We start from the raw sequence: 24,647 nt of genomic DNA, 5'->3' as shown, positions 1-24,647 counted from the left end.
TCGGGAGCGACATCATGTCAGCAGATGCGACGGCCACGCAGTCTCCCAGCAAGTATGATCGTCTGATCGCCGCTGCCAAGGCAATCCCGCCGACGCCGACCGTCGTGGTGCATCCCTGCGATGAGACATCCTTGCGCGGCGCTGTCGACAGCGCGTCTGCCGGCATCATCCGGCCGCTCCTGGTCGGACCGGAGCGGAAGATCCGGGATACGGCTGGCACGTTCGGCCTGGACATCTCGGGTTATGAGATCGTGGATGCCGCGCACAGCGACGATGCCGCGGCGAAGGGTGTCGAATTGATCCATGCCGCGCAGGGCGAATTGCTCATGAAGGGCAGCCTGCACACCGACGAGCTGATGCGGGCCGTCACGGCCAAGGTCGGGGGGCTGCGCACCGATCGGCGCATCAGCCACGTTTTCGTCATGGATGTGCCGGCCTACGCCGAGACGATCTTCGTCACTGACGCCGCCATCAACATCTTCCCAGATCTGGACGCCAAGCGGGACATCATTCAGAACGCGATCGACCTCTACAATCAGGCGGGCTTCGGCAAGTTGCCGCGGGTGGCCATCCTCTCCGCAGTCGAAACGGTCACCTCGAAAATTCCGTCCACGATCGAGGCCGCGGCGCTCTGCAAGATGGCGGATCGCGGCCAGATCACGGGCGGCGTGCTCGACGGGCCGCTGGCGTTCGACAACGCGATCGACCTCGAATCCGCGCGGATCAAGGGCATCAAGTCCGAGGTGGCCGGCCGCGCTCAGATCCTGGTCGTGCCCGACCTCGAAGCGGGCAACATGTTGGCCAAGAACCTCGCCTATTTCGCCAAGGCCGACGGCGCCGGCATTGTGCTCGGCGCGCGCGTCCCCGTCGTCCTGACCTCGCGTGCGGACAGCCCAAGAGCACGGATGGCGTCCTGCGCAGTTGCTGCACTTTATGCTCACGCGCGGCGCCAGAAGGCGCCGACAGTCGCGGCGTGACCGCCATGGACAGCATCCTCGTCGTCAACGCCGGCTCCTCGAGCGTCAAGTTCCAGGTCTTTGCGGTCGAGGGTGAGGGCGTTCTGCGCCGCCTGATCAAGGGGCAGGTGGACGGCATCGGCAGCCGTCCGCGCTTGCGGGCGAGCAGGGCAGGCAATGATCCCATGGCCGACCGGGCCTATCCGATCGAGACCATTCCGGACGTGCCGGCGGCGATGCAAGTCGCGGGGGAATGGCTGCGGAACGAGGCGCGCATCCATCCGTTGGCGGTCGGGCATCGCGTCGTCCATGGCGGGCCGGATTATGAGCGGCCAATCGTCGTCGATCATGGCGTGGTGGCACGGCTGGAACGCTTCGTCACGTTGGCGCCGCTACATCAGCCGCACAATCTGGCGCCGATCCGCTCGATCCTCGCCAATTTCCCGACGATACCCCAGGTCGCTTGCTTCGACACCGCGTTTCACCGCACGCACGGTCCGCTGGCCGATCATTACGCCATCCCTTACCAGCTTCACACCGAAGGTGTGCGACGCTACGGCTTTCACGGGCTCTCCTATGAATACATCTCCAGGGCCCTGCCGCAGATCGCGCCAGACATCGCAAAGCGCCGGGTGATTGTCGCGCATCTCGGCAGTGGTGCGTCGATGTGTGCGATGAAAAATGGGTTGAGCGTCGAGAGCACGATGGGATTTACCGCGCTCGATGGGCTGCCGATGGGCACGCGCCCGGGCCAGCTCGATCCCGGGGTCGTGCTGTATCTATTGTCCGAGAAGGGGATGACGCCATCGAAGGTGCAGGATTTCCTCTATCGCGATTGCGGATTGAAGGGGCTTTCCGGGCTCAGCAACGACATGCGCGAGCTGGAGGCGAGCCTTGATCCGCAAGCGAAACTGGCGGTGGACTATTTCGTCTATCGCATCGGCCTCAACGCCGGCATGCTGGCGGCGGCGCTGCAGGGTATCGATGCCTTCGTCTTCACCGCCGGCATCGGCGAGAACTCGAGCGGCATCCGCGCGCGTGTGGCGGAGCAGCTCGGCTGGCTTGGCGTGACACTCGACCCGGCCGAGAACACGCGCCATTCGCGGCTGATATCGGCAAAGGCGAGTCTCATTCCGGTCTACGTCGTCCCGACCGACGAGGAGCTCATGATTGCGCAGCACACGCTGACGCTGTTGATGAACGGTCAACCCCAGACATGAGAGGGTGTCATGATTCCAGTATTTCCGGACAGCAAGGTCGCACTAAAGGGGAAGAAGGGCCTCGTCGTCGGCATCGCCAACGACCAGTCGATCGCCTGGGGCTGCGCCAGGGCGTTTCGCGCGCTCGGCGCCGATCTCGCCGTCACCTATCTGAACGACCGCGCCAAGAAGCACGTCGAGCCGTTGGCGCAGGCCCTGGAAGCGCCGATCTTCCTGCCGCTCGACGTCATGGTCGAAGGCCAGACTGAAGCGGTGTTCGAGCGGATCAAGTCGGAGTGGGGGCAGCTCGATTTCCTGCTTCATTCCATCGCCTTTTCGCCGAAGGAAGCATTGCACGGCCGCGTCGTCGACGTCGGCCGCGACGGCTTTCTGAAGACCATGGACGTCTCCTGCTGGTCGTTCCTGCGGATGGCGCATCTTGCCGAACCCCTGATGAAGAACGGCGGCACGATGTTCACCATGACTTATTACGGCAGCCAGATGGTGGTGGAGAACTACAACATCATGGGCGTCGCCAAGGCGGCGCTCGAAGCCGCGGTCCGCTATGCCGCTGCCGAGCTCGGTCCGAAGGGCATCCGCGTGCACGCGATCTCGCCAGGGCCGCTCGCGACCCGCGCGGCCTCGGGCATTCCGGAGTTCGACGAGCTGATGGACAAGGCACAATCCAAGGCGCCCTCGCGCAGCCTCGTCAGCATCGACGATGTCGGCAATGCCACCGCGTTCCTGGCGCTCGACGGCGCCAAGCTGATCACCGGTGGGGTGCTCTACATCGACGGCGGCTATCACATCATCGATTGACCGGCGCAAGCGCGCGTGGTCATGCTGGCGGTGCGCCGATGCCGATGCTCTCGAGTAATTCGCGCCAGAGCTCGCGGACTCCGGCGTGACGCTGCGCGAGCGCCGCACTGACCGCGTCGCGATGCGGCGCAAGGTCTGTGCTCTTCAGAAACAGAATCTGCGCCTGCAACAGCCGGCCGCTCTCGAATTCGATCCGGTGCAGCGCCATAACAAAAGGATCCTGCGCATTGACCTCGAGCGGTAGGAGCGCAGCCGGTCGAATGCCGGCATGCACGGCGTGGGCAAGCGCTGCGAGATGAATCATTTGGGCAAGGCGAGGGTCTGCGATCCCTTCGACCGGTGCAGGCAGCCAGGCGGACTCCCAGGAGGCAAGCATGTAACCCAGGGAAGGATCCAACACCCAGGACGTGGCGCGCAGCAGCAGCGAGACGATCTCGGTCTCGCGATAAAATTGAGCATTCAATTCGGTCTGCCATGCCGCGTCGAGCCTCGCGGGCAGCATGAAAGCGAATTGCCGAGCCAGGGCGCCGTGCGCCGAAATCAGGAATGCTGCGACCTTCGTCTGCTGGTACGGTGGAATGCGACCGTCCGGCGCGACGGGACCGAGGAAGCCGGTCATGGCAGCGCTCGCTTGACCGGGATGGCACGCAGATGATCGTAGCCGGCAGGAAACGGCGTGAGCTCGCCGCCGGGCTGGTCCGGCGCCACCCAGACCGCTTGATTGCCCTGCCAGCGGCCGGCCAGCACGTCTTCGGCAAAGCGCGCCAGCAGATCGGCGGTCAGTGTCCCTTTCTCCAGCGTGAAGGCGTGATAGGCCCTGGGGATGATCACCAATGAGCTATTCTGAATCTCAGCGCGCAATGTTTCGTGGAGACCCCGCGGCGTGAGAAAGTCGAATTCGCCGTTGAGAATCATGGTGGGAACGGCGATCGCGGACAGGTGCGGCGTGAGCGGCTGGAAGTCGAGGAAGGATTCCATCAGGTTCTGCAGCGCGTAGACGTCGTTGACCAGCCAACCTTGCCGCTTCACGCTATCGAGCTTGCCCAGCAGCGGCTTCAGCCATTGGTCCGAGAGGTTCATGGGTAACAGGAGATCCTGGAGGTAACTCGTGCCACCGAGGATCAGGCCGGTCCGCAGCGCATTGCCGAGCAGCAAGAGTTGCGGCGACAGCTCCGCAAAGCAGCTCATCGGCACGAGCCCGGCCAATCGCTTGCCGTGCTCGATCGCATATCGCAGCGCGATCAGGCCGCCAAAGCTTATCCCGCTCAGAAAGACTGGACCGTCCCCGAGTTCGTCGATCAGGAGGCGCAAAGCAGCGACCTGGTCGTCCTGGCTGATGAAGAGCCTCGGCTTGTCGGAGGCGCCCTGGCCGAGAAGATCGAACGTCGCAACGCGAAAGCCGCGCGCCGACAAGGCCTCGCGATAGGCGCCCCACAGCTCGGAATATTGCGTCAGCCCGTTCACGAGAACATAGGCCGGTGCGCCCGCCGGACCGTCGAGCTCATAGCGGATCCGATATGAGCCGTGGTTGAGGAAAGGCATCGCGAGGGTACTGCCGGTGTTTTGATGCCCGCGATCCTCGATTCCTCCGAGCGGATTCCATTGAGCTAGATCAAACCTTCCGCGGCCGCCCTGCCTAGCGTTTCAGGAAAATCTTCCAGGGAGGATCGCATCATGGCCGGACGAGATGCGTTGAAGCGTTGCCTGTTGAGCCTAATCGTGCTGCTGCTCGGAACGGCGATCGCAACCGCACAGCCGTTCACGCGCCGCTCGTCGCAAGTGCAGCATGATGGGCTGAAGAAGACCTACGAGATCGCCAACTTCCGCCTGGGCGGCAAGTACGACCTGTCCGATCCCTCCAAATGGGAGAACGGCGGCGAGGGCGGCGTCACGCTGGAATCGCTCGGGGCCGGCAAGCTGCGCACGGCATACATTGCTGTCGGCAACGCAAGGCGCAACGCGGCCGGCGAGATCACCAATGCCATCGTGATCAACTCCTATTATTCCGGCGATTCCACCGACATGTACGAACAGTGGGTCAAGGGTGCGGCGTTGTCGGGTGGCGTACCCATCATTGGTCCGGGCCGGCCGATCGACACGGATCGTTACTATGTCATCATGGTCGATCCGCTCGGCACTTGGGGCGCGAGCAAGCCGTCCGACGGCCTAGGCATCAAGTTTCCGCAATACAGCTACTACGACATGGTGCAGGCGAACTATCGCCTGCTGCGTGACGAGTTGAAGGTCGCGCGCGTCGCACTGGTGACCGGCGTCTCCATGGGTGGCACGCAGACCTACGTCTGGGGCGTGATGCATCCGGAATATGTCAGCGCCCTGATGCCGATCGGCGGCACCACGCAATCGGATGGCGACGACCCCGTCGGCAACTGGACCTTCCAGATGATGACGGCCGCGATCCAGGGCGATCCGGTCTGGCAGGCGACCGAGGGCGATTATTACAAGCTCCCGAAGGAAAAGCATCCGGTGCCGGGCGTGGCCTTCGGCTGGTCGATCCTCGGCATGACGGGTTATGACTTTTCCTTCCGCACGACCCAGAACTGGGCGGCGGTACAGCCCGAGATTTTCTATTGGGATCCGCCGAACGAGAAGGCCGGCCTCAACGTCACCAATCGCGCCAAGCTCTACGACGCCGTCGACCTCGTCTGGCGCAATCGGGTCGGCGAGACCCATAACGTCAATCCCTATCTCGGTCGCATTCAGGCTCGCACGCTGGTGATGCACATCACCAACGATCTCTGGCTCAACTTCAAGCTGGCGCAGAAGGCCGTTGATCGCGTGCCCGGCGCTGACCTGATCGCACAGGAGAGCCCGGTCGCGCATTACGGCGTGTTCCCGATCATCAATCAGCGCAAGAACGATCCGAAGTTCGTCACCTTCATGGATGATGTGGCGGCCCTCGATCGCGCCCAGAAATTCGTCGACAAGAACTATCGCGTGCCCGACGTCGCCCAGACGATCGATCCCAAGAAGTCGTTCTGGAAGGCCCACGTGACCTATCCCTATCCGGTCAAATTCGGCAGCGCCAAGGACAAGAGCGGCAACTCCTGGGAAATCGGCTACATGGACGAGTATGCCGGCACCGACAAGGATCCGAAGGTGCTCGTCATCATCCACGGCAAGGGCGCGTTCGGCGGCCATTACGGCAACATCATGCAGTATGCGCTGCGCAGCGGCCTGCGCGTGATCGTGCCGGACCTACCGCATTACGGCATGTCGGGACCCGGGAATCTCGACAAGAACCCCGCTCGCACCATGCAGGACATGCGCGAGGTGATCTACGACCTCGTGGTCAACCAGCTCGGAGTCAAGAAGGCGTATTATCTCGGCCACTCGCTCGGCGGCCAGTTCGTCGTGGGCTACGCCCTGACCTGGCCTGATGCGGTGCAGGGCCTCGCCTTGGAGGCGCCGTCCGGCCTCGAGGAATATCCGCGCGAGATCACTATTGCCAAGGACAAGAAGGCGCCTCTCTTCGCCGACGGCCTCGGCCGAGACTTCGACAAGTGGAAGCAGGTCTGGGACCAGACCGGTATTCTCGTTGCGGAAAAGGCGCGGAGCGAGCAGAACGTCCGCGACTTCTTCTACTTCAAGAAACGTGATCCGGACACCGGCGTGGTATCGGCTGCGAAGAGCGGATACTTCTTCAACGACAGCGAATATGCCCGTTTCCATACCGAGCAACGCGCCGGGCTTACCAAGGGCAACCCGAAGGAGCTCGATCAGTGGTGCAACGTCTTCATCTTCGACATCTACACGATCGGTGCTGAGCTCCAGCAGGATGACCCGAAGAACCTCTATGAGCGGGTCACCCAGATCAAAGCGCCGATCTTCCTGGCGTTCGGCGACAAGGAGCCGTTCATTCCGACGCCTGCGTTCAACGGCCTGACGGACCTCGGCCGCGACGTCATCACGCCGTTCATGACGCGTATGACCAATGCCGGCAACCGGCCGATGCTCAAGATCTATCCGGAGACCGGACACTTCATCCACACCGACAATCCAGTGGAATACGCTGCCGATGTCGTGGATTTCGTGACCAACGGGGAGGTGGACACATCATCGCCGCTCGGAACCGATCGCATGATCAAGGGCGCCGTCGTCTCTGCCTTGCCAGTGGCGCCGACACCGCCCGGAGCGGCGCCGACGGCTGGCCTCAACAAGTAGGGCCCGGCGATGCCAAGGGTGCAGGCGGGCGAACTCCGACTCGGCTGGCGGGAGTGGGGAGGAGGCGACGTCACCGTCGTCTTCATCCACGGAAACCTCGCCAGCAAGGACTGGATCGAGCTCGCCGCGCCATTGTTTCCGATCGGGCTCCGTGTGGTTGCAATCGATTGGCGCGGCTGCGGCGACAGCGACCGGCCGAAGCCGTCGGCCGACTATTCCAACTACTCCATGCGGCAGCACGCCGAGGACATGCTGGCGGCGCTCGATACGTTCGAGATCGGCTATTGCCATCTCGCGACACATTCCACCGGCGGCATCATCGCCGCCAGAATGCTGCTCGAGCAGCCGCAGCGCTTCGGCCGTGTGTTCGCGCTCGATCCGGTAACGCCGCTCGGCATGGCCTTCGATGCCGATCAGATCGGATTATTCAGGGCCATGATGTCGAGCAAGGAGCTGACGCGGTCCGTGATGGCTACGGCCGCTTCTTCGCTGTTCGTCCCGGAGAGTATGGGGCCGAACATGATCCCTCGCTTTCGCGAGGGGCTGGGAGAGATCCAGACGCTGTTCGACCGGATCGTCGAGCAGACCTTCGGCGTATCGGAGGGGATCTGGATCGGCACGCCGGTGAACCTGACGCGGGAGAAGGAGAGCCGTGAGCTGGAGCGCCGCATGTCCGAGATCCGGCATCCGCACCTCGTGTTGTGGGGCGAGCGGGACGGTTGGATCGCGCCGGCCGATCTCCGTGCCATGGCCGTAGCGATGCCGGATTGCCGGCTGGTCATCGTGCCAGGCGTAGGGCATTCGATGAACCTCGAATCGCCGGCACTTTATGCTGGCTATTTCGGCGCCTGGTTCGGAGGACGTGCCGCGTCACCATTCACGGCGCCAAGCTGATCCCCGGCGGGCCTCGACGTCGACGGCGGCCACCGCATCGTCGATTGACGCGCCGAGCAGTCCGGCGACCCACGATCGATGGTAACATATTGCCAGTGTTTTGCCCGACGGAGCAACCGGTTCCGGGCGAACAGAAAACATCAATCAGATCAACACCATGGCTACTGTGCGTGGGGTTGTTTTTCGACTCTTTGATTCAGCGATAGTGAAGCGCGATCAATTCGGCCACGCAGGCCGGCTTGGTGCCGCCCTCGATCTCGATCACGAGGTGGTAGTTGACGCGCAGCCCGTCCGGCGGCACGTCCTCCGCTTCCGCGATCGTGACCCGGCCGCGCAGCTTCGAGCCCGCCGGTACCGGCGCAAGATATCTGATCCGGTCCGCACCGTAATTGAGCGTGTTGCGCAGCCCCTTCAGGCCGATGACCGAGCGGATGAAGAGCGGGGCAAGGGCAAGCGAGAGCAGGCCATGGGCGATAGTCTTGCCGCCCGGCATCTCCTGCTTGGCACGCTCCTGGTCGACATGGATCCACTGCTCGTCGCAGGTCGCCTCGGCGAACTGGTTGATGCGGTCCTGCGTGATCTCGATCCAGTCGCTGGCGCCGATCTCGGTGCCGATTGCGGATTTGATCTCGTTGAAGTCGCTGAATATTCGCATGGGTTGACCTGTTCAGAGCTTCATTTCCGGAACATTGTCGGGAATGGCGAGCTCGGCCTCCGTCAGGGCCATGACCTCGCCGACGCTCATGCCGGGTGCTGTTTCCAGCAACGTCGCCTTGCCGTCGGGAAAACCGATCACGGCCATGTCGGTCACGACAAGGTTGACAGGGCGTGCCGAGGTCAGCGGCAGCGAGCATTTCACCACGATCTTCGACTTGCCCTTGGCCGCGTGCTGCATGGCGACGATCACACGCTTGGCGCCCGTGACGAGGTCCATTGCTCCGCCCATGCCCGGGACCATCTTGCCCGGGATCATCCAGTTCGCGAGATGGCCATGCGCATCGACCTGGAGGCCGCCGAGCACGGTGACATCGACATGGCCGCCGCGGATCAGGCCGAACGACATCGCGCTGTCGAAGGTGGATGCGCCCGGCAGCGCGCTGATCGGGCGCCCGCCGGCATCGGTGAGCGTCGGATGCGCCATGCCCTGCTCGGGGATCGGCCCGGTGCCGATCAACCCGTTCTCGGACTGGAAGAACACCTTCAGGTCCGACGGCACATAATTGGCGACCAGGGTCGGAATGCCGATGCCGAGATTGACGAGATTGCCGTTCCTCAGCTCCTTGGCGACACGCCGGGCGATGATGATCTGGGGATCCATGATGTCACCCGTTGGTGATGAGATAGTCGACGAGCGGCGCGGGGGTGACGACGTGATCGGGCGCGATCACGCCGACCGGGACGATATGCTCCGCCGTCACGATGACGGTATCCGCCGCCATCGCCATGACCGGGTTGAAATTGCGCGAGGTGAGGGCGTAGGCGAGGTTGCCGAGGTAGTCGGCGAGGAAGGCGTGCACCAATGCGAATTGCGCCCGCAGCGCCGTCTCCAGCAGGAACGGCTTGCCATCGACTTCGATCTGGCGCTTGCCTTCGGCCACCAGCGTTCCGACCCCGGTCGGCGTCAGCACGCCGCCGAGACCGCACCCGCCGGCGCGGATGCGTTCGACGAAGGTGCCTTGCGGCACGAGATCGACCGCGATCTGGTTCGCCAGCATCTGCTGCTGCGCCTTCGGATTGAGGCCGATATGCGTTGCCGTCAGCTTTGACACCAGCGCTTGATCGAACAGCTTGCCGACGCCCTTGCCGGGCGTGGCCGCGTCATTCGAGATCAAGGTCAGACCCGTCTTCCTCTGGCGCACGACTTCGTCGAGGAGCCGCTCCGGCGTTCCAACTCCCATGAATCCGCCGACCATGACGCTGGCGCCCGCCGGGATCATCGCAACGGCTTCTTCGACGGAAACGGCCTTCATGATCGAAACTCCCGGTCGGCCGACGATGGGTTGAAGGGCGGTGATGTGCGGATGTTGGCGGGCGGGCGACGGGCTCCCTTGATATGGGTCAAAGGCCTCTGGATCATTGCGCGCCGTCAGCGAGAAACCGACGTTTCCGTAATGAAACGCGACCCAGCCCAGGGGGGCAAAATCGTGCCCAAAACTCAATGGTTTGTGCTCGCATCCTCATGCGGCGCGCTATCTGCTTTCCCTGATTTTTGAACATTGCATCGGTAGTCCGGCGCGGAATCGCTCACAGAGAGATGAGTGTGTCGGCGTCGTCCCGCCATTGGGACGGCGCCAAATCGACTCAATTCACGTCGAGCGTGCATCCGCCAGACATTTGCGGAGCTGATTCCCCATGCCAGACATCAAGGTCGACCGTTCGGATATGGCCCCCTCGATTCTGCCGGCCGGCATCCCCGAGCTCAGCGACGATGAATGCCTCGCTTGTCTCGCGCGCGCAGTCGAGGCGCCGGATTCGGCGCGGCTGGACGAGGTCGCCGGCCTCATTGGCCGCCTGGCAGTCGCCATCGAATAGGGCCGGCCCGGCCCTCCATCAGGGGTGCGAAGCGCGCATCGCCAACCGCTATGTTGCGTTTTGACCGAGCATGCTCCAAAAGATGCCGCGATTTTTCTCCGCGGCATCGTCCGCATTGCAGGGTCCGCAAATGTCCGGTTTTTCGACCGCGCGCCAAAAAATGGTCGATGGCCAGGTGCGCACCAATGACGTCACCGACCGTCGTGTTCTCGATGCCATGCTCACGGTGCCCCGCGAGGCCTTCGTGCCGGCCGGCCGGCAGGGGCTAGCTTACCTCGATCTCGACCTCGACGTCAGCGAAGGCGCCGCCAAGCGGTTCCTGATCAAGCCGGCGCTGACGGGCAAGTTGCTCCAGGCCGCCGAGATCGGCGCGGATGACAACGTGCTGGTCGTCGGCTGCGCCACCGGCTATCTCGCCGCACTGGCTGCCAAGCTCGCGCGGCAGGTCACGGCGACCGAGTGCGATTCGGCGTTGGCCGCCAAGGCCAGCGACGCTTTCACCGCCCAGGGTCTCGCCAATGTCGCCTGCAAGGCGGCGGCCTGCACCGAGGGGGATCCTGCTACCGCCCCCTATGATGTGATTCTCCTCAACGGCGCGGCCGAGGTGATGCCGGAAGCGCTGCTCGGGCAGCTGAAGGAGGGTGGGCGTCTGGTGGGAGTATCGGCCGAATCGAGGCCGCCGCGCGCGATGATCGTGACCCGTACCCACGGCGAATTCGGTCATCGGACCCTGTTCGACGCCGCCGCCCCGGTGCTTCCCGGGCTGGAACGGGCGGCTGCCTTTGTCTTCTGACGGCCCCAAAGCCGCCCCAAATCCCGTTCTGAATCAGAAGTGTGGCCGGGATGCTGCACGTGAAGAGTTTCCACTGAGAACCACCCTCGGGTAGTTCCGTCGCGCTTGACCGCGTCCTATGTTGCGGCGGGGCAACGACTCCATTGGTACGGTACCCCGGCTCGCGGGCACGAGCCGGGCGCTAGAACGAACGGAAATTCACGGATGCATGGGGTGAAGCTCTTCACCGGAGCTGCGGTTTCGGTCCTGCTGCTGGCGCTTGCCGGGACGACGCCTGCCTTGGCGGATACGATCGACGGCGCGCTGGTGCGCGCCTATCAGAACAATCCGCAGCTCAACGCGCAGCGTGCCCAGGTGCGCTCGACCGACGAGAACGTGCCTCAAGCCTTGTCGGGCTATCGCCCCAGGGTCTCGCTGACGGCGAGCGGCGGTTACCAGTACCAGGATTTGCAGAGTGGTCCGGGGGCTAACTCAATCAACGGAACGAGGTTACCTCGCAGCGCCGGGATTACCGCTACGCAGACGCTCTACAATGGCAACCAGACCGCCAACAGAACGCGGGCGGCTGAGAGTCAGGTGTCCGGTGCCCGCGAAGCATTGCGCAGTCTCGATCAAAGTGTGCTGCTCCAGGCGGCTACGGTCTACATGGACTATCTGCGCGATGCTGCCACGCTCGAAGTCCAGCGCAGCAACGTGCGCGTGCTCGAGCAGACGCTGAAGCAGACCCGCGATCGCTTCAATGTCGGCGAAGTGACGCGCACCGACGTTGCGCAATCGGAAGCGCAGCTGGCCGCCGGCAGGACGCAGGCCCTTACTGCTGAAGCAAATCTCACCACCACGCGCGCAAACTTCCGCCGCATCATCGGCAACGAGCCGACGAATCTTGCCCCCGGTTCACCTGTCGATCGTTTCCTTCCCGCAACCCTTGCCGCAGCGATCGAGCTTGGCCTCATCGAGCATCCCAACGTCACGGCCGCAATGTTCGGCATCGACGTCAATTACCTGCAGGTCAAGGTCGCCGAAGGTGCGTTGCTGCCGACGATGACCATCCAGGCATCCGCCACGCAGGCCAATGAACAGTCCTTGATTCAGATGCGCTCGTTCACCGCATCGGCGATCGCACAGATCTCGGTGCCGATCTATCAGGGCGGTGGCGAATACGCGCTGATCCGCCAGTCCAAGGAGAACCTGGCGCAGCAGCGCCTCAACCTCGAAACGACTCGCGACCAGACCCGTGCGACCGTTGTGCAATGGTGGGGCTCGCTGCAGGCCACCAAGGCGCAGGTGCAGTCGGCTCAGGCGCAGGTGACGGCGTCCGAGATCGCCCTCAACGGCGTCCGCGAGGAGGCCAAGGCCGGCCAGCGCACCACGCTGGACGTGCTCAATGCGCAGCAGGCGCTGGTGAACGCGCGCGTCGCGCTGGTGACCGCGCAGCACGATCGTGTGGTCGCGTCCTATAACGTCCTCGCGGCGGTCGGGCGTCTGTCGCCGCAAGTCCTCGGCCTTGCGACTACGACCTACGACCCCAGCGTTCACTATCATCAGGTGCGGGACAGCTGGGCGGGTGTGCGCACGCCTGACGGCCGCTGATTCCCGTAATCATCCGGTCGATCTCGCCAATAACCGAGGTCGACCGGTGCTTTGCTTGCAATCGTCAGAATCCCTGACATAGCCTTGCCAAGATGATGCGGGTCGATTCGCCCCGCATTGATGTCACGTGCGTAACGCTTCGGCGCCGGGGCAGGGGCGCACCGCTGCGCGTCGAGCCGTGATCTGGGGACAAGTCGGGCTGCGGCGACGAAAATGGCGGACCCATCGTTGCGGAACCGGCCAATCCTGCCGTGCTTGGTGTAAAACAACGCATGCGAGGGCGTTGATGATGTGGAGTCGGAGATGACGCAGCCTGCAAAGGTCACAGAACCCTCGATGGAGGAGATTCTGGCCTCGATCCGGCGCATCATTGCCGACGACGAGGCAAAGCCTCCGCCGGCCGAGGCCGCCAAGCCCGAGAAGGCTGCTGCGCCCGCTGCGCCGCCGAAGCCGCAGGCGATGAACGACATTCCGCCATCCAAGGTCGCTCCGCCGAAACCCGCCGCCGAGAAGCTTGCACCGCCGCCGGCTGCAAAGCCGGCGCCGCCACCAGCACCAGCACCCGCGCCGGCGGCGGACGCATCCAACAGCCAGGACGACATCGACGCGTTGCTGGCGGGTCTCGATGCGGCCACACCTGCGCCTGAGGTCCGCGCGCCCGAGCCGGAGCCCGAGCCCGAACCGGACGTGCTCGAACTCACCGACGACATGGCGGTGGACCCGACGCCGCCTCCGCCGCCGCCGAGCTTCCGCAAGGTCGAACCCCGCGACGATCTCGAATTCGCTGAGCCGCCGCGGCCCGCCCCGCCGCCGTCCTACGCGCCGGTGGATTTCGACGCGCCGCCGCTGCCTCCGCAGCAGCCGATCCTTGCGCAATCGACGGTTTCCGCGGTCGAATCCGCCTTCAACTCCCTCGCCCATACGGTGCTCAGCAGCAATGCGCGGACGCTGGAGGACCTGGTCAAGGAGATGCTGCGGCCGATGCTGAAGTCCTGGCTCGACGACAATCTGCCCGGCCTCGTTGAACGCATCGTGAAGGCCGAAATCGAGCGGGTCTCGCGCGGCGGCCGCTGAGGACGGCCGAAAGGCCCTCATAAAGCCTGGCTTCGGGTGTCATATTCGAGCCCGGACCGGGTCGGAAAGCGCTGTCGCCGCCGCGCTTTCCCTGAGCTTTTCGTTGACTTTTCGTTGACTTGACCCCCTCGCGCGGCTTTCTAGCAGCCCCATGATCGAGAAAAATTACCAACCCGCCGATATCGAAACCCGCATGTCCGTGGTGTGGGAGGACAGCCTTGCGTTCAAGGCTGGCCGGCCCGACCGCCGTGATGCCGTGCCCTTCACCATCGTGATCCCGCCGCCGAACGTGACGGGCTCGCTGCACATGGGCCACGCCCTCAACAACACGCTGCAGGACATCCTTTGCCGGTTCGAGCGCATGCGCGGCCGCGACGTGCTGTGGCAGCCTGGCACCGATCATGCCGGCATCGCCACCCAGATGGTGGTCGAGCGGCAGCTGATGGAGCGCCAGCAGCCCGGTCGCCGCGAGATGGGCCGCGAGAAGTTTCTGGAGCGGGTCTGGCAGTGGAAGGCCGAGAGTGGCGACACCATCATCAACCAGCTCAAGCGCCTCGGTGCGTCCTGCGACTGGTCGCGCGAGCGCTTCACCATGGACGAGGGCCTGTCGAAGGCCGTCGTCAAGGTCTTCGTCGAGCTGTACCGCGAGGGCCTGATCTACAAGGACAAGCGGCTGGTGAACTGGGACACCAAGCTGCTCACCGCGATCTCCGATCTCGAAGTGCAGCAGACGGAAGTCAAGGGCCACCTCTGGTATCTGCGCTATCCGATCGAGGGCAAGACGTTCAGCCCCGAGGATCCCTCGAGCTTCATAGTGGTCGCCACCACGCGCCCCGAGACCATGCTCGGCGATACCGGCGTGGCCGTCCATCCGGAGGACGATCGCTACCAGAAGCTGATCGGCAAGAATGTCGTCCTGCCGCTGGTCGGCCGCAAGATCAAAATCGTCGCCGACGAGTATTCCGATCCCGAGAAGGGATCGGGCGCTGTGAAGGTGACGCCGGCGCACGACTTCAACGATTTCGAGGTCGGCAATCGCCACGGGCTGCGCCGGATCAGCGTGCTCGACAGGGAAGGCTGTCTCGATCTCCTCGACAACGAGGATTATCTGCGCGACCTGCCCGAAGGCGCTGCGCAATTCGCCGAGGAATTCCACAAGGTCGACCGCTTCGCTGCGCGCAAGCGCATCGTCGAGCGGCTGGAATCGTTCGGCTTCGTCGAGCGGATCGAGCCGCACACCCACATGGTGCCGCACGGCGATCGCTCTGGCAGCGTGATCGAGCCCTACCTGACCGATCAGTGGTACGTCGACGCCAAGACGCTGGCGAGACCTGCGATCGCGGCGGTGCGTTCGGGCGAAACGACGTTCGTTCCGAAGAACTGGGAAAAGACCTATTACGAGTGGATGGAGAACATCCAGCCCTGGTGCATCTCGCGTCAGCTCTGGTGGGGCCATCAGATCCCGGCCTGGTACGGCCCTGACGGCAAGGTGTTCGTCGCCGAGACCGAGGAGGAGGCCATCAGCCACGCGCTCGGCTATTACGTCGAGCAGGAGGTCATCACGCCCGAGCAGGGCCGCGAGATGGCGCTCGACCGCAACAAGCGCGAAGGATTCATCACGCGCGACGAGGACGTGCTCGACACCTGGTTCTCCTCGGCGCTGTGGCCGTTCTCGACGCTCGGCTGGCCCGACGAGACGCCCGAGGTGCAGCGCTACTACCCGACCAATGCGCTGGTGACCGGCTTCGACATCATCTTCTTCTGGGTCGCCCGCATGATGATGATGGGCCTGCACTTCATGAAGGAGGTGCCGTTCTCGACCATCTACATCCACGCCCTCGTCCGCGACGAGAAGGGCGCCAAGATGTCGAAGTCGAAGGGCAACGTCATCGATCCCCTCCACCTGATCGACGAATACGGCGCGGACGCGCTGCGCTTCACCCTGGCGGCGATGGCAGCGCAGGGCCGCGACATCAAGCTCGCCACCAGCCGTGTCGAAGGCTACCGCAATTTCGCGACCAAGCTCTGGAACGCATGCCGGTTCGCGGAGATGAACCACTGCGCCGTGCCTGATGGTTTCGAGCCTGCGAAGGCAAAGGAGACGCTGAACCGCTGGATTGCGCATGAGACCGCGCACACCACGCGCGAGGTGACCGAGGCGATCGAGGCCTATCGGTTCAACGATGCCGCCGGCAGCATCTATCGCTTCGTCTGGAACGTCTATTGCGACTGGTATGTCGAGCTCGCCAAGCCCGTGCTGCTCGGTCCGGACAGCCCTGCCAAGGACGAGACCCGTGCCATGGTCGCGTGGGCGCGCGACGAGATCCTGAAGCTGTTGCATCCCTTCATGCCCTTCATCACCGAAGAGCTGTGGGAGGTGACGGCAAAACGCGACGGCCTGCTCGCATTGGCGCCGTGGCCGCTGAAGCCGGTCGAGCCGACGCCGGAGCAGCTCGCGATGCTTGCGGCGACCACGGGACCCTCCGATGCGCTCGTCTCGCCGGCCTGGGTGCTGCCGATCTTCGATCATGCCGACTTCACCGATCCGGCTGCCGAGGCCGAGATCGGCTGGGTCATCGACCTCGTCACGCAGATCCGCTCGGTGCGCGCCGAGATGAACATCGCGCCGGCAACGCTGACGGCGCTGGTGCTCGCAGGCGCTTCGGCCGAAACCAAGGAGCGCGCGCCGCGCTGGGCCGATGTCATCAAGCGTATGGCGCGGCTGTCGGACATCTCCTTCGCCGACCGCGCGCCTGACGGCGCTGTCCAGCTGCTGGTGCGCGGCGAGGTCGCCGCGCTGCCGCTCAAGGGCGTGATCGACGTCGCCGCCGAGCGCACGCGTCTCGACAAGGAGATCGGCAAGGCCGAGGCCGACATCAAGCGCGCCGAGTCGAAGCTGGCGAACGAGAAGTTCGTCGCCAACGCGGCCGAGGAAGTCGTCGAGGAGGAGCGCGAAAAGCGCGAGGCGGCGCTGGCGCGCAAGGCGAAGCTGCTCGAGGCGATGGAGCGGCTGAAGCAGGCGTCTTAGGGCATGATCCGGAAAAGTGTGCAGCAGTTTTCCGGAAAGATCATGCTCAAACAATAACCTAAAGCGCGATGATGATTCATCGCGCTTTAGGCCTATTTCGGAAACGGCTTGCTCAAAAACTTCGAGCCCCTGACGCCGTAGCGCCAAGGCAGCTCGACCGCCTTGGTGATGCCGATGCGGATGCCGGTTGCGACCTCGACATCCTCGGTTCGCGCATGCAGCGCGATGGGAGGCCGATCCAGCGGCAGGGCGTTGTGCGCGATGGTGATGCCGAGCGCCTCGGTCAGCTTGCCCGGGCCCGAGCACAGCGCATGCACGTCCTGCAGATGCCGGCGTCGGCGCATCGCAGCCAGGCCATGCGTCGGCTCCAGAGCACGGATCAGCACGGCGCTGGCCGAGCCTTCCTCCTCGCAGACGAAGTTCACGCACCAGTGGATGCCGTAGGAGCGGTAGACATAGGCAAAGCCAGGCGGGCCAAACATGACCTGGTTCCGCGGCGTCTGGCCATTGTAGGAGTGCGCCGCCGGGTCGGTATGGTGATAGGCCTCGACCTCGACGATGATCCCGCCGACGCCGTCGACGAGCATGGTGGCGCCGATCAGGTCGGGCGCGACCTCATGGACGCTGCGGCCGAAAAAGGTCCGCTTCAGCTGCTTGCCGAGCCGTGGTGTGGAAGGTTTCGAGATTGGAGCCATTCGAGGAGAGAATCATCTGAGATCAGAGCAGGATATTGCCCATATCTGCCATGTTCCCTGAAGCGGGGCGAGCCGGGTTGCGATGCCAGGCCAGACCGACTAGGTAGGACCTGAACAGACCGGACACCCCATGGTCGTTATTGTCGATACCATCTCGAACCCGCTGCGCCCGCGCCACCCCGAAAAGGTGAACCGGCCCGATTCCGCCTCGCCGCCGAAGCCGGACTGGATCCGCGTGCGCGCGCCGAACACCCGCGGCTATGCCGACACCCGCAACATCGTGCGCGCCAACGGCCTGCACACGGTGTGCGAGGAGGCGGGCTGCCCGAACATCGGCGAGTGCTGGGACAAGAAGCACGCGACCTTCATGATCATGGGTGACACCTGCACCCGGGCCTGCGCCTTCTGCAACGTCAAGACCGGCCTGCCGAATGCACTGGATGCGGCCGAGCCGCAGAACGTCGCCGAGGCCGTGGCGAAGCTGGGCCTCGCCCACGTCGTCATCACCTCGGTCGATCGCGACGACCTCACTGACGGCGGCGCCGAGCATTTCGCAGAGACCATCCGCGCCATCAGGGCCGCGTGCCCCTCGACCACGATCGAGATCCTGACGCCCGACTTCCTGCGCAAGGAGGGGGCGCTGGAAATCGTCGTCGCGGCCAAGCCCGACGTGTTCAACCACAATCTGGAGACGGTGCCGTCGCGCTATCTCACGGTGCGGCCCGGCGCGCGCTACTTCCATTCGATCCGGCTGCTGCAGCGGGTTAAGGAGCTCGACCCCACCATCTTCACCAAGTCCGGCATCATGGTCGGCCTCGGCGAGGAGCGCCACGAGGTGCTCCAGGTGATGGACGATCTGCGCTCGGCCGACGTCGACTTCCTGACCATCGGGCAATACCTGCAGCCGACCCGCAAGCATCACGCGGTGATGCGCTACGTGCCGCCGGACGAGTTCGGTTCCTACGAGAAGGTCGCCTACACCAAGGGCTTTCTGATGGTGTCGGCGAGCCCGCTCACCCGTTCCTCGCATCATGCCGGCGAGGACTTTGCGAGACTGCAGGCCGCGCGGGCCGCGATTGCCCGTTGAACCGATATGCCCCGTTTTTCGAGCAAGCGCCGTGTCAATCACAGCGCATCCGAGATGTTCGATCTGGTCGCCGACGTCGAGCGCTACCCGGAATTCGTGCCGCTGTGCAGCGCGCTGAAGGTGCGGCAGCGGATGGCCAAGCCCGACGGCACCGAGGTGCTGGTTGCCGACATGACGGTGTCGTTCAAGCTGATCAAGGAAACCTTCACCAGCCGGGTGACGCTCGACCGCGCCAATCTGAAGATCCTGGTCGAATATCTGCAAGGTCCGTTCAGCAATCTGGAAAACCGCTGGACGTTCGAGCCTAAAGGCGAGGGCGTCTGCGACGTCGGTTTCTTCCTGTCTTACGAATTCAAGAGCCGCATGCTGGCGATGCTGATGGGCTCGATGTTCGACGCCGCCTTCGCGCGGTTCTCCGCCGCGTTCGAGAAACGGGCGGACGCGATCTACGGGCGGCCGAAGCTGGCCTCGACGTAGGTAACTCTCATGTCCCGGACGCGTTGCAACGCCCTTAGCGTTGCTGCGCAGAGCCGGGACCCACAGCGACAGACTCTCACTCGATAGATGGGCCCCGGCTCTGCAGCGCACCGCTGAAGGAGCGCTGCGCTGCGTCCGGGGCACGAGATCTTTCTCAATCCACTGACGGTGATCCTGGGGTGTCGCTTCGCTCACCCGGGCTAGGCGACTGCGTTCCGCCTCCGCCGTCGCGGGGATCATTTCGCATCGCGGCGCGTTCTCAACCGACTGACCGGGTTGGAGCCGCCATGACCATCAACTTCGACACGTTGAAAGCATCGCTCGTCCTGTACGGCCTGAACGCGATCTACGCGGTCCTGCTGCTCGCGGTCGGCTGGTATCTGTCCGGCGCGATGCAACGCTTCGTCACGCGCGTCCTCAGCGTCACGCATCGCGTCGACCCGCTGGTGACGCTGTTCGTAGGCAGCCTTGCGCGTTATGGCGTGCTCGCGGTCGTCGGCATCGCCGTGCTGCAGCTGTTCGGCATCCAGACGGCGAGCCTCGTTGCCGTGCTGGGTGCGACCTCGCTCGCCATTGGTCTTGCCTTGCAGGGCACGCTGTCCAATCTCGCCGCCGGCGTGATGCTGCTCTTGTTCCGGCCATTTCATATCGGCGACGATGTCGAGGTCGCCGGCAAGGCGGGCAAGGTGAGGTCGCTGTCGCTATTCATGACCGAGCTGGTCGCGCCCGACAATACGCAGATCCTGCTGCCGAACGGACAGGTCTGGGGCGCGGCCATCATCAACCACAGCGCCTATCCTGGCACGGGCGAGATCAAGGTGACGTTTCCGGTCCCCGCCGGCGCCGCTCCGGCGCTGGCCGATCGCATCCTGAAGGAGCTTCGCAAGGATTCCCGCATCGACGATCAGGCGCAACCTGCCGTCTCCGTCAGCAAGGTCCTCGATGTCGCCAATCCCGCCGCGCCGATCCTGGAATTGACGGTTAGCGCCAAGGCGAAACCGTCTGAAGCTGGCGCGGTCAAGCAGTGCGTGCTCGATCATGCGAGCGCGCTGCTTGCCACGGCCGCCTGAGACGATTTATCCCCGCGGCGGACGCGGCGGCCTGCGTTTCACCACATGCCGGCGCGGCGAGCGGGTCACACGCGGGCGAAGGCGGCTTGCGGCGGCACGCTGCGGCTTGGCCGCGACTTGCGGGCCGCGGGCCAGATCCATCAGCATGCGCAAAGCCTCGACCACGGAACGGGCGCGCACCGCGCTGCGGCCGATGGCGCCGAAACGGTGCTCGCGGTGGATGATGCGGCCGTCGCGCGCGGCGGCGGCGAAGTGCACGAGACCGACCGGCTTGCCGGGCGTGGCGCCGCCCGGGCCGGCGATGCCGGTGATGGCGACGGCGAGATCGACATCGGCGCGCTCAAGCGCACCGATTGCCATTGCGGTCGCGGTCTCCTTGCTCACGGCACCGAAATTGGCCAGCGTGCTCGCCTCGACGCCAAGCATCGCGCGCTTGGCCTCGTTGGAATAGGTGACGAAGCCTCGGTCAATGACGTCGGACGAGCCGGGAATGTCGGTCAGTGCGCCCGCAACCAGGCCGCCGGTGCAGGATTCAGCGGTCGCGATCGTCAGCTTGCGCATCCGGCACAGATCGAGCAGCGAGCGGGAGAGGGCGCGTGCGTCGCTGCCGCCCATGGCCTAGACGCCCCAGGGAAGGCGGATGGTGGCGCTCGCGGTCGCCGCGATGCCTTCCTCGCGGCCGGTGAAGCCGAGCCGCTCGCTGGTGGTCGCCTTCACTGCGATGCGCGAGATGTCGACGCCGGAGATCTCGGCGATGCGCGCGCGCATGGTGTCGCGCAACGGGCCGATCTTCGGCCGCTCGCAGATCAGCGTCACCTCGAGGTTGGCGACGCGGCCGCCGCGCGCTGCGACGCGCTCGATGGCATATTTCAGGAACTGGTCGGAGGAGGCGCCCTTCCACTTCGCATCGCTCGGCGGGAAGTGCGAGCCGATGTCGCCGTCGGCGAGAGCGCCGAGAATGGCGTCGACCAGCGCATGCAGGCCGACATCGCCGTCGGAATGAGCCAGGAAACCCTTGGTGTGCGGCACGCGCAAGCCGCAGATCATGACATGGTCGCCTTCGCCGAAGGCGTGCACGTCGTAGCCGGTGCCGCTCCTGATGTCGCCGAGCTGGGCGGCCAGACGCGCTTCCTCGCGCACGAAATCCTCGGGAGTTGTGAGCTTCATGTTGGCAACATCGCCTTCAAAGGTTGCAACCGTCAATCCCGACCATTCGGCAATCGCGGCATCGTCGGTGAAATCCGAGCGTCCATCCCTTGCCGCGCGACGATGCGCCTCGAGGATGACGTCGAAACGAAAGGATTGCGGCGTCTGTGCGATCCGCAAGGAAGCGCGGTCCGGCGTGGCCTCGACGTTGCCGCTTTCGCCGGTGACCTTGATGGTGTCGGTGACGGCGACGGTGGGGATCGCAGCGCCGGCGCGGCTCGCCGCCTCGATCGCGCGCGAGATCACGCCTTCCGAGACGAAGGGGCGCGCGGCGTCGTGGATCAGCACGATGTCCGGATTGTGCTTGGCCAGCGCTTCGAGGCCGGCGAGCACCGAAGCCTGCCGCGTCGCGCCGCCATTGGTCGGTGGCTCGTGCCTGAGCCCTGCGACCGCTGCGGTGAACATGGCGCTGTCGTCGGGGTTCACCACCGGCTGCACCGCGAACACCTCAGCGTGACGGCTGAAGGCTTCCATGGCGCGGCGGATCACGGGCACGCCACCGATCTCGCGATATTGCTTCGGCCCACCGGCGCCGGCACGCAGTCCACGCCCGGCTGCGACGAGGACGACCGCGGTGCGCTGTGATTTCGCCATAGGACTCAAATACTCAGTTGCCAATAAGAGCAGGGGTGATTTGCCGGCATGCCTCTAGCACGGCAGGCCCGCAAAAAAAGGGGGTTTCCCCGGATTGTGGGAAACAGCATTTTGCTGCACTGCACTTGAAAGATCTACAGAACTGTCTAAACTGTAGGCATGACGCTTGACTGCACAAGAATTGTGCGCAAGATAGATCATGGCAGGCGCGATGAGGCCCTGCCCAGTCAACGGGACCCCTGTGACCGGCTCGGCAGTATCAGGCTCTAAGCCGTTGAAAATAGGCGATATTGAAGTCGCCACCCCGGTCTTCCTGGCGCCGATGTCGGGTGTGACTGACTCGCCCGTCCGCCGGCTGGCCGCCGAGCTTGGGGCTGGTCTCGTCGTGTCCGAAATGACCGCGAGCGATGAGCTCGTCAATGGACACCGGATGTCCCGGTTGCGCTGCGAAGCCACCGGCATCGGCCCGCATGTGGTCCAACTCGCCGGCTGCGAGACGCATTGGATGGCCGAAGGCGCCCGGATCGCCGAAGCGGAAGGCGCCGATATCATCGACATCAACATGGGCTGTCCCGCCCGCCACGTCACCGGCGGCCAGTCCGGCTCGGCCTTGATGCGCGACCTCGACCATGCCGTCAGCCTGATCGAAGCGACGATCGCGGCGGTGAAGGTGCCGGTGACGCTGAAGATGCGCCTCGGCTGGGACGACCGCAGCCGCAACGCGCCCGAGCTGGCGCGGCGCGCGGAGGCCGCCGGGGTCAAGCTCGTCACCGTGCACGGCCGCACCCGCTGCCAGTTCTACAAGGGGGAGGCCGATTGGGATGCGATCCGCGCCGTGCGCGAGGCCATCTCGATTCCGCTCGTCGTCAACGGCGACATCACCTCCTACGAGAAGGCGCTGGCGGCATTGGACGCCTCGGGCGCCGACGCCGTGATGATCGGCCGCGGCGCGCAGGGCCAGCCCTGGCTGCCGGGCCAGATCGGCCGCCGCCTGCAGGGCGGAGCCGAGGAAGCCGTACCCTCGCTCCAGACGCAGCTGCATTATGTCCGCACACTCTATGACGGCGTTTGTGCGCTCTATGGCCTGCGCATCGGGCTGAGGCACGCCCGCAAGCATCTGGGTTGGGCGCTCGACGTCGCAGCGCAGGCGAGCCGTGCGCCGGCCGAGAAGCTGAAATCCTGGCGGCAGAAGATCCTGGTCTCGGAGGATCCGCGCCTCGTTCACGTTTCACTGCAAGACGCCTTCGACGACTTCGCATGGAGCGCTGCTGCATGAGTTCAGCCGCTGAACATCGTCGGCCGCTTCAGTCCGACAGCGACGCAATCCTGGATGCCTTGCCCAACCCCGTGCTCATGATCGGGCCCGACGGCAAGATCGTCGCCGCCAACATCGCCACCGAAGCCTTCTTCGAGATCTCGACGCAATTCCTGAAGCGGCAGTCGCTGAAGGAGCTGGTGCCGTTTGGAAGCCCTCTGGTGGCGCTGATCGACCAGGTGCGTTCCTCGAACGCGCCGGTCAACGAATACAAGGTCGATCTCGGCACGCCACGCATGGGCGGCGACCGCCAGGTCGACCTGCACGTGGCTCCACTCACCGAGCGGCCCGGCCATATCGTCGTGATGCTGCAGGAGCGCACCATCGCGGACAAGATGGATCGGCAGCTCACCCATCGCAGCGCCGCGCGCTCGGTGATAGCGCTAGCAGCAATGCTCGCTCATGAAATCAAGAATCCGCTTTCGGGCATTCGCGGCGCAGCGCAGCTGCTCGAGCAGCAGGCCTCGTCCGAGGACCGCATGCTGACGCGGCTGATCTGCGACGAGGCCGATCGCATCGTGACGCTGGTCGACCGCATGGAGGTGTTCGGCGACGAGCGCCCCGTGGTGCGCGGTCCCGTCAACATCCATTCGGTGCTCGACCACGTGAAGCGGCTGGCGCAGTCGGGCTTTGCCCGCAACATCCGTTTCATCGAGGACTACGACCCCTCGCTGCCGCCGGTCCTGGCGAACCAGGACCAGCTGATCCAGGTGTTCCTCAATCTCGTGAAGAACGCTGCCGAAGCGCTGATCGACGTGCCCGACGCCGAGATCCAGCTCACCACCGCGTTCCGCCCCGGCGTGCGCCTGTCAGTCCCCGGTCAAAAATCCCGGGTATCCCTTCCGCTCGAATTCTGCGTGAAGGACAACGGACCCGGCGTGCCCGACGATCTTCTGCCCAACCTGTTCGATCCCTTCGTGACCACCAAGCAGACCGGCTCGGGTCTCGGCCTTGCGCTGGTCGCCAAGATCGTCGGCGATCACGGGGGCATCATCGAATGCGAATCTCAGCCGCGCAAGACCACCTTCCGCGTGCTGATGCCGATGTATTCCACATCGGTCAAACACGCCGATCAAAGCAGTCGCGACGGCTCTGCCGGGAAGTCGTCGCCTGCGTCACAGGGGGCAAAATGAGGA

23 protein-coding genes are annotated in these 24,647 nt (G+C 64.5%); 15 read left to right on the top strand and 8 right to left on the bottom strand.

From position 1 onward, the window contains the following. The first annotated feature begins 14 nt into the window (after positions 1 to 14). The 3 genes from ABIA45_RS09140 to fabI are packed head-to-tail and all read left to right on the top strand — an operon-like array spanning position 15 to position 2,974. Positions 15 to 977: a phosphate acetyltransferase gene (locus tag ABIA45_RS09140; RefSeq protein WP_157284353.1), complete on the top strand. Its 963-nt coding sequence runs from the start codon at positions 15 to 17 to the stop codon at positions 975 to 977. Between the two features lie 5 nt (positions 978 to 982). Further along, complete coding sequence (locus tag ABIA45_RS09135) at positions 983 to 2,176, top strand: acetate/propionate family kinase (protein WP_271542179.1); 1,194 nt, start codon at positions 983 to 985, stop codon at positions 2,174 to 2,176. A gap of 9 nt (positions 2,177 to 2,185) precedes the next feature. Further along, positions 2,186 to 2,974, top strand: coding sequence for an enoyl-ACP reductase FabI (gene fabI, locus ABIA45_RS09130; RefSeq protein ID WP_025035483.1), 789 nt, complete (start codon positions 2,186 to 2,188; stop codon positions 2,972 to 2,974). 19 nt (positions 2,975 to 2,993) lie between these two features. Here the strand turns inward: fabI and ABIA45_RS09125 are convergent, their stop codons facing one another. Together ABIA45_RS09125 and ABIA45_RS09120 are read right to left on the bottom strand one after the other, a co-directional pair. Further along, on the bottom strand, positions 2,994 to 3,593 hold the full coding sequence (locus tag ABIA45_RS09125; protein ID WP_404651775.1) for a hypothetical protein: 600 nt from the start codon (positions 3,591 to 3,593) through the stop codon (positions 2,994 to 2,996). Next, complete coding sequence (locus ABIA45_RS09120) at positions 3,590 to 4,516, bottom strand: alpha/beta fold hydrolase (protein ID WP_157284359.1); 927 nt, start codon at positions 4,514 to 4,516, stop codon at positions 3,590 to 3,592. Before ABIA45_RS09120 ends, ABIA45_RS09125 begins: the two co-directional genes overlap by 4 nt. A gap of 132 nt (positions 4,517 to 4,648) precedes the next feature. Here ABIA45_RS09120 and ABIA45_RS09115 point away from each other — a divergent pair, with 132 nt between their 5' ends. Next, complete coding sequence (locus tag ABIA45_RS09115; protein ID WP_271542181.1) at positions 4,649 to 7,156, top strand: alpha/beta hydrolase; 2,508 nt, start codon at positions 4,649 to 4,651, stop codon at positions 7,154 to 7,156. A gap of 9 nt (positions 7,157 to 7,165) precedes the next feature. After that, positions 7,166 to 8,050: an alpha/beta fold hydrolase gene (locus tag ABIA45_RS09110; protein WP_404651772.1), complete on the top strand. Its 885-nt coding sequence runs from the start codon at positions 7,166 to 7,168 to the stop codon at positions 8,048 to 8,050. A 196-nt stretch (positions 8,051 to 8,246) separates the two neighbouring features. Here the strand turns inward: ABIA45_RS09110 and ABIA45_RS09105 are convergent, their stop codons facing one another. Genes ABIA45_RS09105 through ABIA45_RS09095 form a run of 3 tightly spaced genes read right to left on the bottom strand, consistent with a single transcriptional unit; the run spans position 8,247 to position 10,020 of the window. Continuing rightward, the gene (locus ABIA45_RS09105) at positions 8,247 to 8,705 is read right to left on the bottom strand and encodes a MaoC family dehydratase (protein ID WP_157284365.1); all 459 of its coding nucleotides are present in this window, start codon (positions 8,703 to 8,705) and stop codon (positions 8,247 to 8,249) included. Between the two features lie 12 nt (positions 8,706 to 8,717). Continuing rightward, the gene (locus ABIA45_RS09100; protein ID WP_275509866.1) at positions 8,718 to 9,368 is read right to left on the bottom strand and encodes a 3-oxoacid CoA-transferase subunit B; all 651 of its coding nucleotides are present in this window, start codon (positions 9,366 to 9,368) and stop codon (positions 8,718 to 8,720) included. 4 nt (positions 9,369 to 9,372) lie between these two features. Then, on the bottom strand, positions 9,373 to 10,020 hold the full coding sequence (locus ABIA45_RS09095; protein ID WP_035999395.1) for a CoA transferase subunit A: 648 nt from the start codon (positions 10,018 to 10,020) through the stop codon (positions 9,373 to 9,375). A 382-nt stretch (positions 10,021 to 10,402) separates the two neighbouring features. Here ABIA45_RS09095 and ABIA45_RS09090 point away from each other — a divergent pair, with 382 nt between their 5' ends. The 5 genes from ABIA45_RS09090 to ABIA45_RS09070 all read left to right on the top strand — a co-directional run bounded on the left by ABIA45_RS09090 (position 10,403) and on the right by ABIA45_RS09070 (position 17,067). After that, positions 10,403 to 10,582: a hypothetical protein gene (locus tag ABIA45_RS09090; RefSeq protein WP_128261698.1), complete on the top strand. Its 180-nt coding sequence runs from the start codon at positions 10,403 to 10,405 to the stop codon at positions 10,580 to 10,582. Positions 10,583 to 10,712: 130 nt separating this feature from the next. Beyond that, positions 10,713 to 11,375, top strand: a complete 663-nt coding sequence (locus ABIA45_RS09085; protein WP_271542184.1) for a protein-L-isoaspartate O-methyltransferase — start codon at positions 10,713 to 10,715, stop codon at positions 11,373 to 11,375. Between the two features lie 204 nt (positions 11,376 to 11,579). Continuing rightward, entirely contained in the window at positions 11,580 to 12,965 is a 1,386-nt protein-coding gene (locus tag ABIA45_RS09080; RefSeq protein ID WP_404651770.1) for a TolC family outer membrane protein, read from the top strand. 303 nt (positions 12,966 to 13,268) lie between these two features. Beyond that, entirely contained in the window at positions 13,269 to 14,039 is a 771-nt protein-coding gene (locus ABIA45_RS09075) for a PopZ family protein (RefSeq protein ID WP_275501999.1), read from the top strand. A gap of 151 nt (positions 14,040 to 14,190) precedes the next feature. Next, positions 14,191 to 17,067, top strand: a complete 2,877-nt coding sequence (locus ABIA45_RS09070) for a valine--tRNA ligase (RefSeq protein ID WP_404651768.1) — start codon at positions 14,191 to 14,193, stop codon at positions 17,065 to 17,067. A gap of 92 nt (positions 17,068 to 17,159) precedes the next feature. Here ABIA45_RS09070 and ABIA45_RS09065 read toward each other — a convergent pair whose 3' ends face one another. Next, complete coding sequence (locus ABIA45_RS09065) at positions 17,160 to 17,762, bottom strand: DNA-3-methyladenine glycosylase (RefSeq protein ID WP_271542187.1); 603 nt, start codon at positions 17,760 to 17,762, stop codon at positions 17,160 to 17,162. Positions 17,763 to 17,892: 130 nt separating this feature from the next. Here ABIA45_RS09065 and lipA point away from each other — a divergent pair, with 130 nt between their 5' ends. The 3 genes from lipA (at position 17,893) to ABIA45_RS09050 (ending at position 20,396) form a co-directional block, all read left to right on the top strand. Beyond that, positions 17,893 to 18,849, top strand: a complete 957-nt coding sequence (gene lipA / locus ABIA45_RS09060) for a lipoyl synthase (RefSeq protein WP_157284378.1) — start codon at positions 17,893 to 17,895, stop codon at positions 18,847 to 18,849. A gap of 6 nt (positions 18,850 to 18,855) precedes the next feature. Continuing rightward, positions 18,856 to 19,326: a type II toxin-antitoxin system RatA family toxin gene (locus ABIA45_RS09055; protein ID WP_157284379.1), complete on the top strand. Its 471-nt coding sequence runs from the start codon at positions 18,856 to 18,858 to the stop codon at positions 19,324 to 19,326. Between the two features lie 287 nt (positions 19,327 to 19,613). Continuing rightward, a complete protein-coding gene (locus tag ABIA45_RS09050) occupies positions 19,614 to 20,396 on the top strand; it encodes a mechanosensitive ion channel family protein (RefSeq protein WP_225112864.1) in 783 nt (260 codons plus the stop codon). 6 nt (positions 20,397 to 20,402) lie between these two features. Here the strand turns inward: ABIA45_RS09050 and ABIA45_RS09045 are convergent, their stop codons facing one another. Together ABIA45_RS09045 and ABIA45_RS09040 are read right to left on the bottom strand one after the other, a co-directional pair. Next, the gene (locus tag ABIA45_RS09045) at positions 20,403 to 21,011 is read right to left on the bottom strand and encodes a CinA family protein (RefSeq protein ID WP_271542188.1); all 609 of its coding nucleotides are present in this window, start codon (positions 21,009 to 21,011) and stop codon (positions 20,403 to 20,405) included. Positions 21,012 to 21,014: 3 nt separating this feature from the next. Continuing rightward, positions 21,015 to 22,196 (bottom strand): bifunctional 2-C-methyl-D-erythritol 4-phosphate cytidylyltransferase/2-C-methyl-D-erythritol 2,4-cyclodiphosphate synthase, encoded by a 1,182-nt coding sequence (locus ABIA45_RS09040; RefSeq protein WP_404651767.1) that lies wholly within the window; start codon positions 22,194 to 22,196, stop codon positions 21,015 to 21,017. Between the two features lie 274 nt (positions 22,197 to 22,470). Between ABIA45_RS09040 and dusB the strand changes: the two genes are divergently transcribed. Beyond that, entirely contained in the window at positions 22,471 to 23,472 is a 1,002-nt protein-coding gene (dusB, locus tag ABIA45_RS09035; RefSeq protein ID WP_271542190.1) for a tRNA dihydrouridine synthase DusB, read from the top strand. Beyond that, positions 23,469 to 24,644 (top strand): nitrogen regulation protein NR(II), encoded by a 1,176-nt coding sequence (locus ABIA45_RS09030; protein ID WP_404651765.1) that lies wholly within the window; start codon positions 23,469 to 23,471, stop codon positions 24,642 to 24,644. The genes dusB and ABIA45_RS09030 overlap by 4 nt, the downstream gene beginning before the upstream one ends. Positions 24,645 to 24,647 lie beyond the last annotated feature (3 nt).

Origin of the sequence: Bradyrhizobium sp. USDA 336 (assembly GCF_044908355.1) — a bacterium.
Classification (GTDB): Bacteria; Pseudomonadota; Alphaproteobacteria; order Rhizobiales; family Xanthobacteraceae; genus Bradyrhizobium; species Bradyrhizobium yuanmingense.
This window is presented reverse-complemented; position numbering and strand designations above follow the sequence as displayed.

What these genes read in the sequence shown, in the direction of transcription:
- ABIA45_RS09140 (WP_157284353.1), top strand. Translation starts at nt 15, where the DNA reads ATGTCAGCAGATGCGACGGCCACGCAGTCTCCCAGCAAGTATGATCGT.
- ABIA45_RS09135 (WP_271542179.1), top strand. Translation starts at nt 983, where the DNA reads ATGGACAGCATCCTCGTCGTCAACGCCGGCTCCTCGAGCGTCAAGTTC.
- fabI (WP_025035483.1), top strand. Translation starts at nt 2,186, where the DNA reads ATGATTCCAGTATTTCCGGACAGCAAGGTCGCACTAAAGGGGAAGAAG.
- ABIA45_RS09125 (WP_404651775.1), bottom strand. Translation starts at nt 3,593, where the DNA reads ATGACCGGCTTCCTCGGTCCCGTCGCGCCGGACGGTCGCATTCCACCG.
- ABIA45_RS09120 (WP_157284359.1), bottom strand. Translation starts at nt 4,516, where the DNA reads ATGCCTTTCCTCAACCACGGCTCATATCGGATCCGCTATGAGCTCGAC.
- ABIA45_RS09115 (WP_271542181.1), top strand. Translation starts at nt 4,649, where the DNA reads ATGGCCGGACGAGATGCGTTGAAGCGTTGCCTGTTGAGCCTAATCGTG.
- ABIA45_RS09110 (WP_404651772.1), top strand. Translation starts at nt 7,166, where the DNA reads ATGCCAAGGGTGCAGGCGGGCGAACTCCGACTCGGCTGGCGGGAGTGG.
- ABIA45_RS09105 (WP_157284365.1), bottom strand. Translation starts at nt 8,705, where the DNA reads ATGCGAATATTCAGCGACTTCAACGAGATCAAATCCGCAATCGGCACC.
- ABIA45_RS09100 (WP_275509866.1), bottom strand. Translation starts at nt 9,368, where the DNA reads ATGGATCCCCAGATCATCATCGCCCGGCGTGTCGCCAAGGAGCTGAGG.
- ABIA45_RS09095 (WP_035999395.1), bottom strand. Translation starts at nt 10,020, where the DNA reads ATGAAGGCCGTTTCCGTCGAAGAAGCCGTTGCGATGATCCCGGCGGGC.
- ABIA45_RS09090 (WP_128261698.1), top strand. Translation starts at nt 10,403, where the DNA reads ATGCCAGACATCAAGGTCGACCGTTCGGATATGGCCCCCTCGATTCTG.
- ABIA45_RS09085 (WP_271542184.1), top strand. Translation starts at nt 10,713, where the DNA reads ATGTCCGGTTTTTCGACCGCGCGCCAAAAAATGGTCGATGGCCAGGTG.
- ABIA45_RS09080 (WP_404651770.1), top strand. Translation starts at nt 11,580, where the DNA reads ATGCATGGGGTGAAGCTCTTCACCGGAGCTGCGGTTTCGGTCCTGCTG.
- ABIA45_RS09075 (WP_275501999.1), top strand. Translation starts at nt 13,269, where the DNA reads ATGACGCAGCCTGCAAAGGTCACAGAACCCTCGATGGAGGAGATTCTG.
- ABIA45_RS09070 (WP_404651768.1), top strand. Translation starts at nt 14,191, where the DNA reads ATGATCGAGAAAAATTACCAACCCGCCGATATCGAAACCCGCATGTCC.
- ABIA45_RS09065 (WP_271542187.1), bottom strand. Translation starts at nt 17,762, where the DNA reads ATGGCTCCAATCTCGAAACCTTCCACACCACGGCTCGGCAAGCAGCTG.
- lipA (WP_157284378.1), top strand. Translation starts at nt 17,893, where the DNA reads ATGGTCGTTATTGTCGATACCATCTCGAACCCGCTGCGCCCGCGCCAC.
- ABIA45_RS09055 (WP_157284379.1), top strand. Translation starts at nt 18,856, where the DNA reads ATGCCCCGTTTTTCGAGCAAGCGCCGTGTCAATCACAGCGCATCCGAG.
- ABIA45_RS09050 (WP_225112864.1), top strand. Translation starts at nt 19,614, where the DNA reads ATGACCATCAACTTCGACACGTTGAAAGCATCGCTCGTCCTGTACGGC.
- ABIA45_RS09045 (WP_271542188.1), bottom strand. Translation starts at nt 21,011, where the DNA reads ATGGGCGGCAGCGACGCACGCGCCCTCTCCCGCTCGCTGCTCGATCTG.
- ABIA45_RS09040 (WP_404651767.1), bottom strand. Translation starts at nt 22,196, where the DNA reads ATGGCGAAATCACAGCGCACCGCGGTCGTCCTCGTCGCAGCCGGGCGT.
- ABIA45_RS09030 (WP_404651765.1), top strand. Translation starts at nt 23,469, where the DNA reads ATGAGTTCAGCCGCTGAACATCGTCGGCCGCTTCAGTCCGACAGCGAC.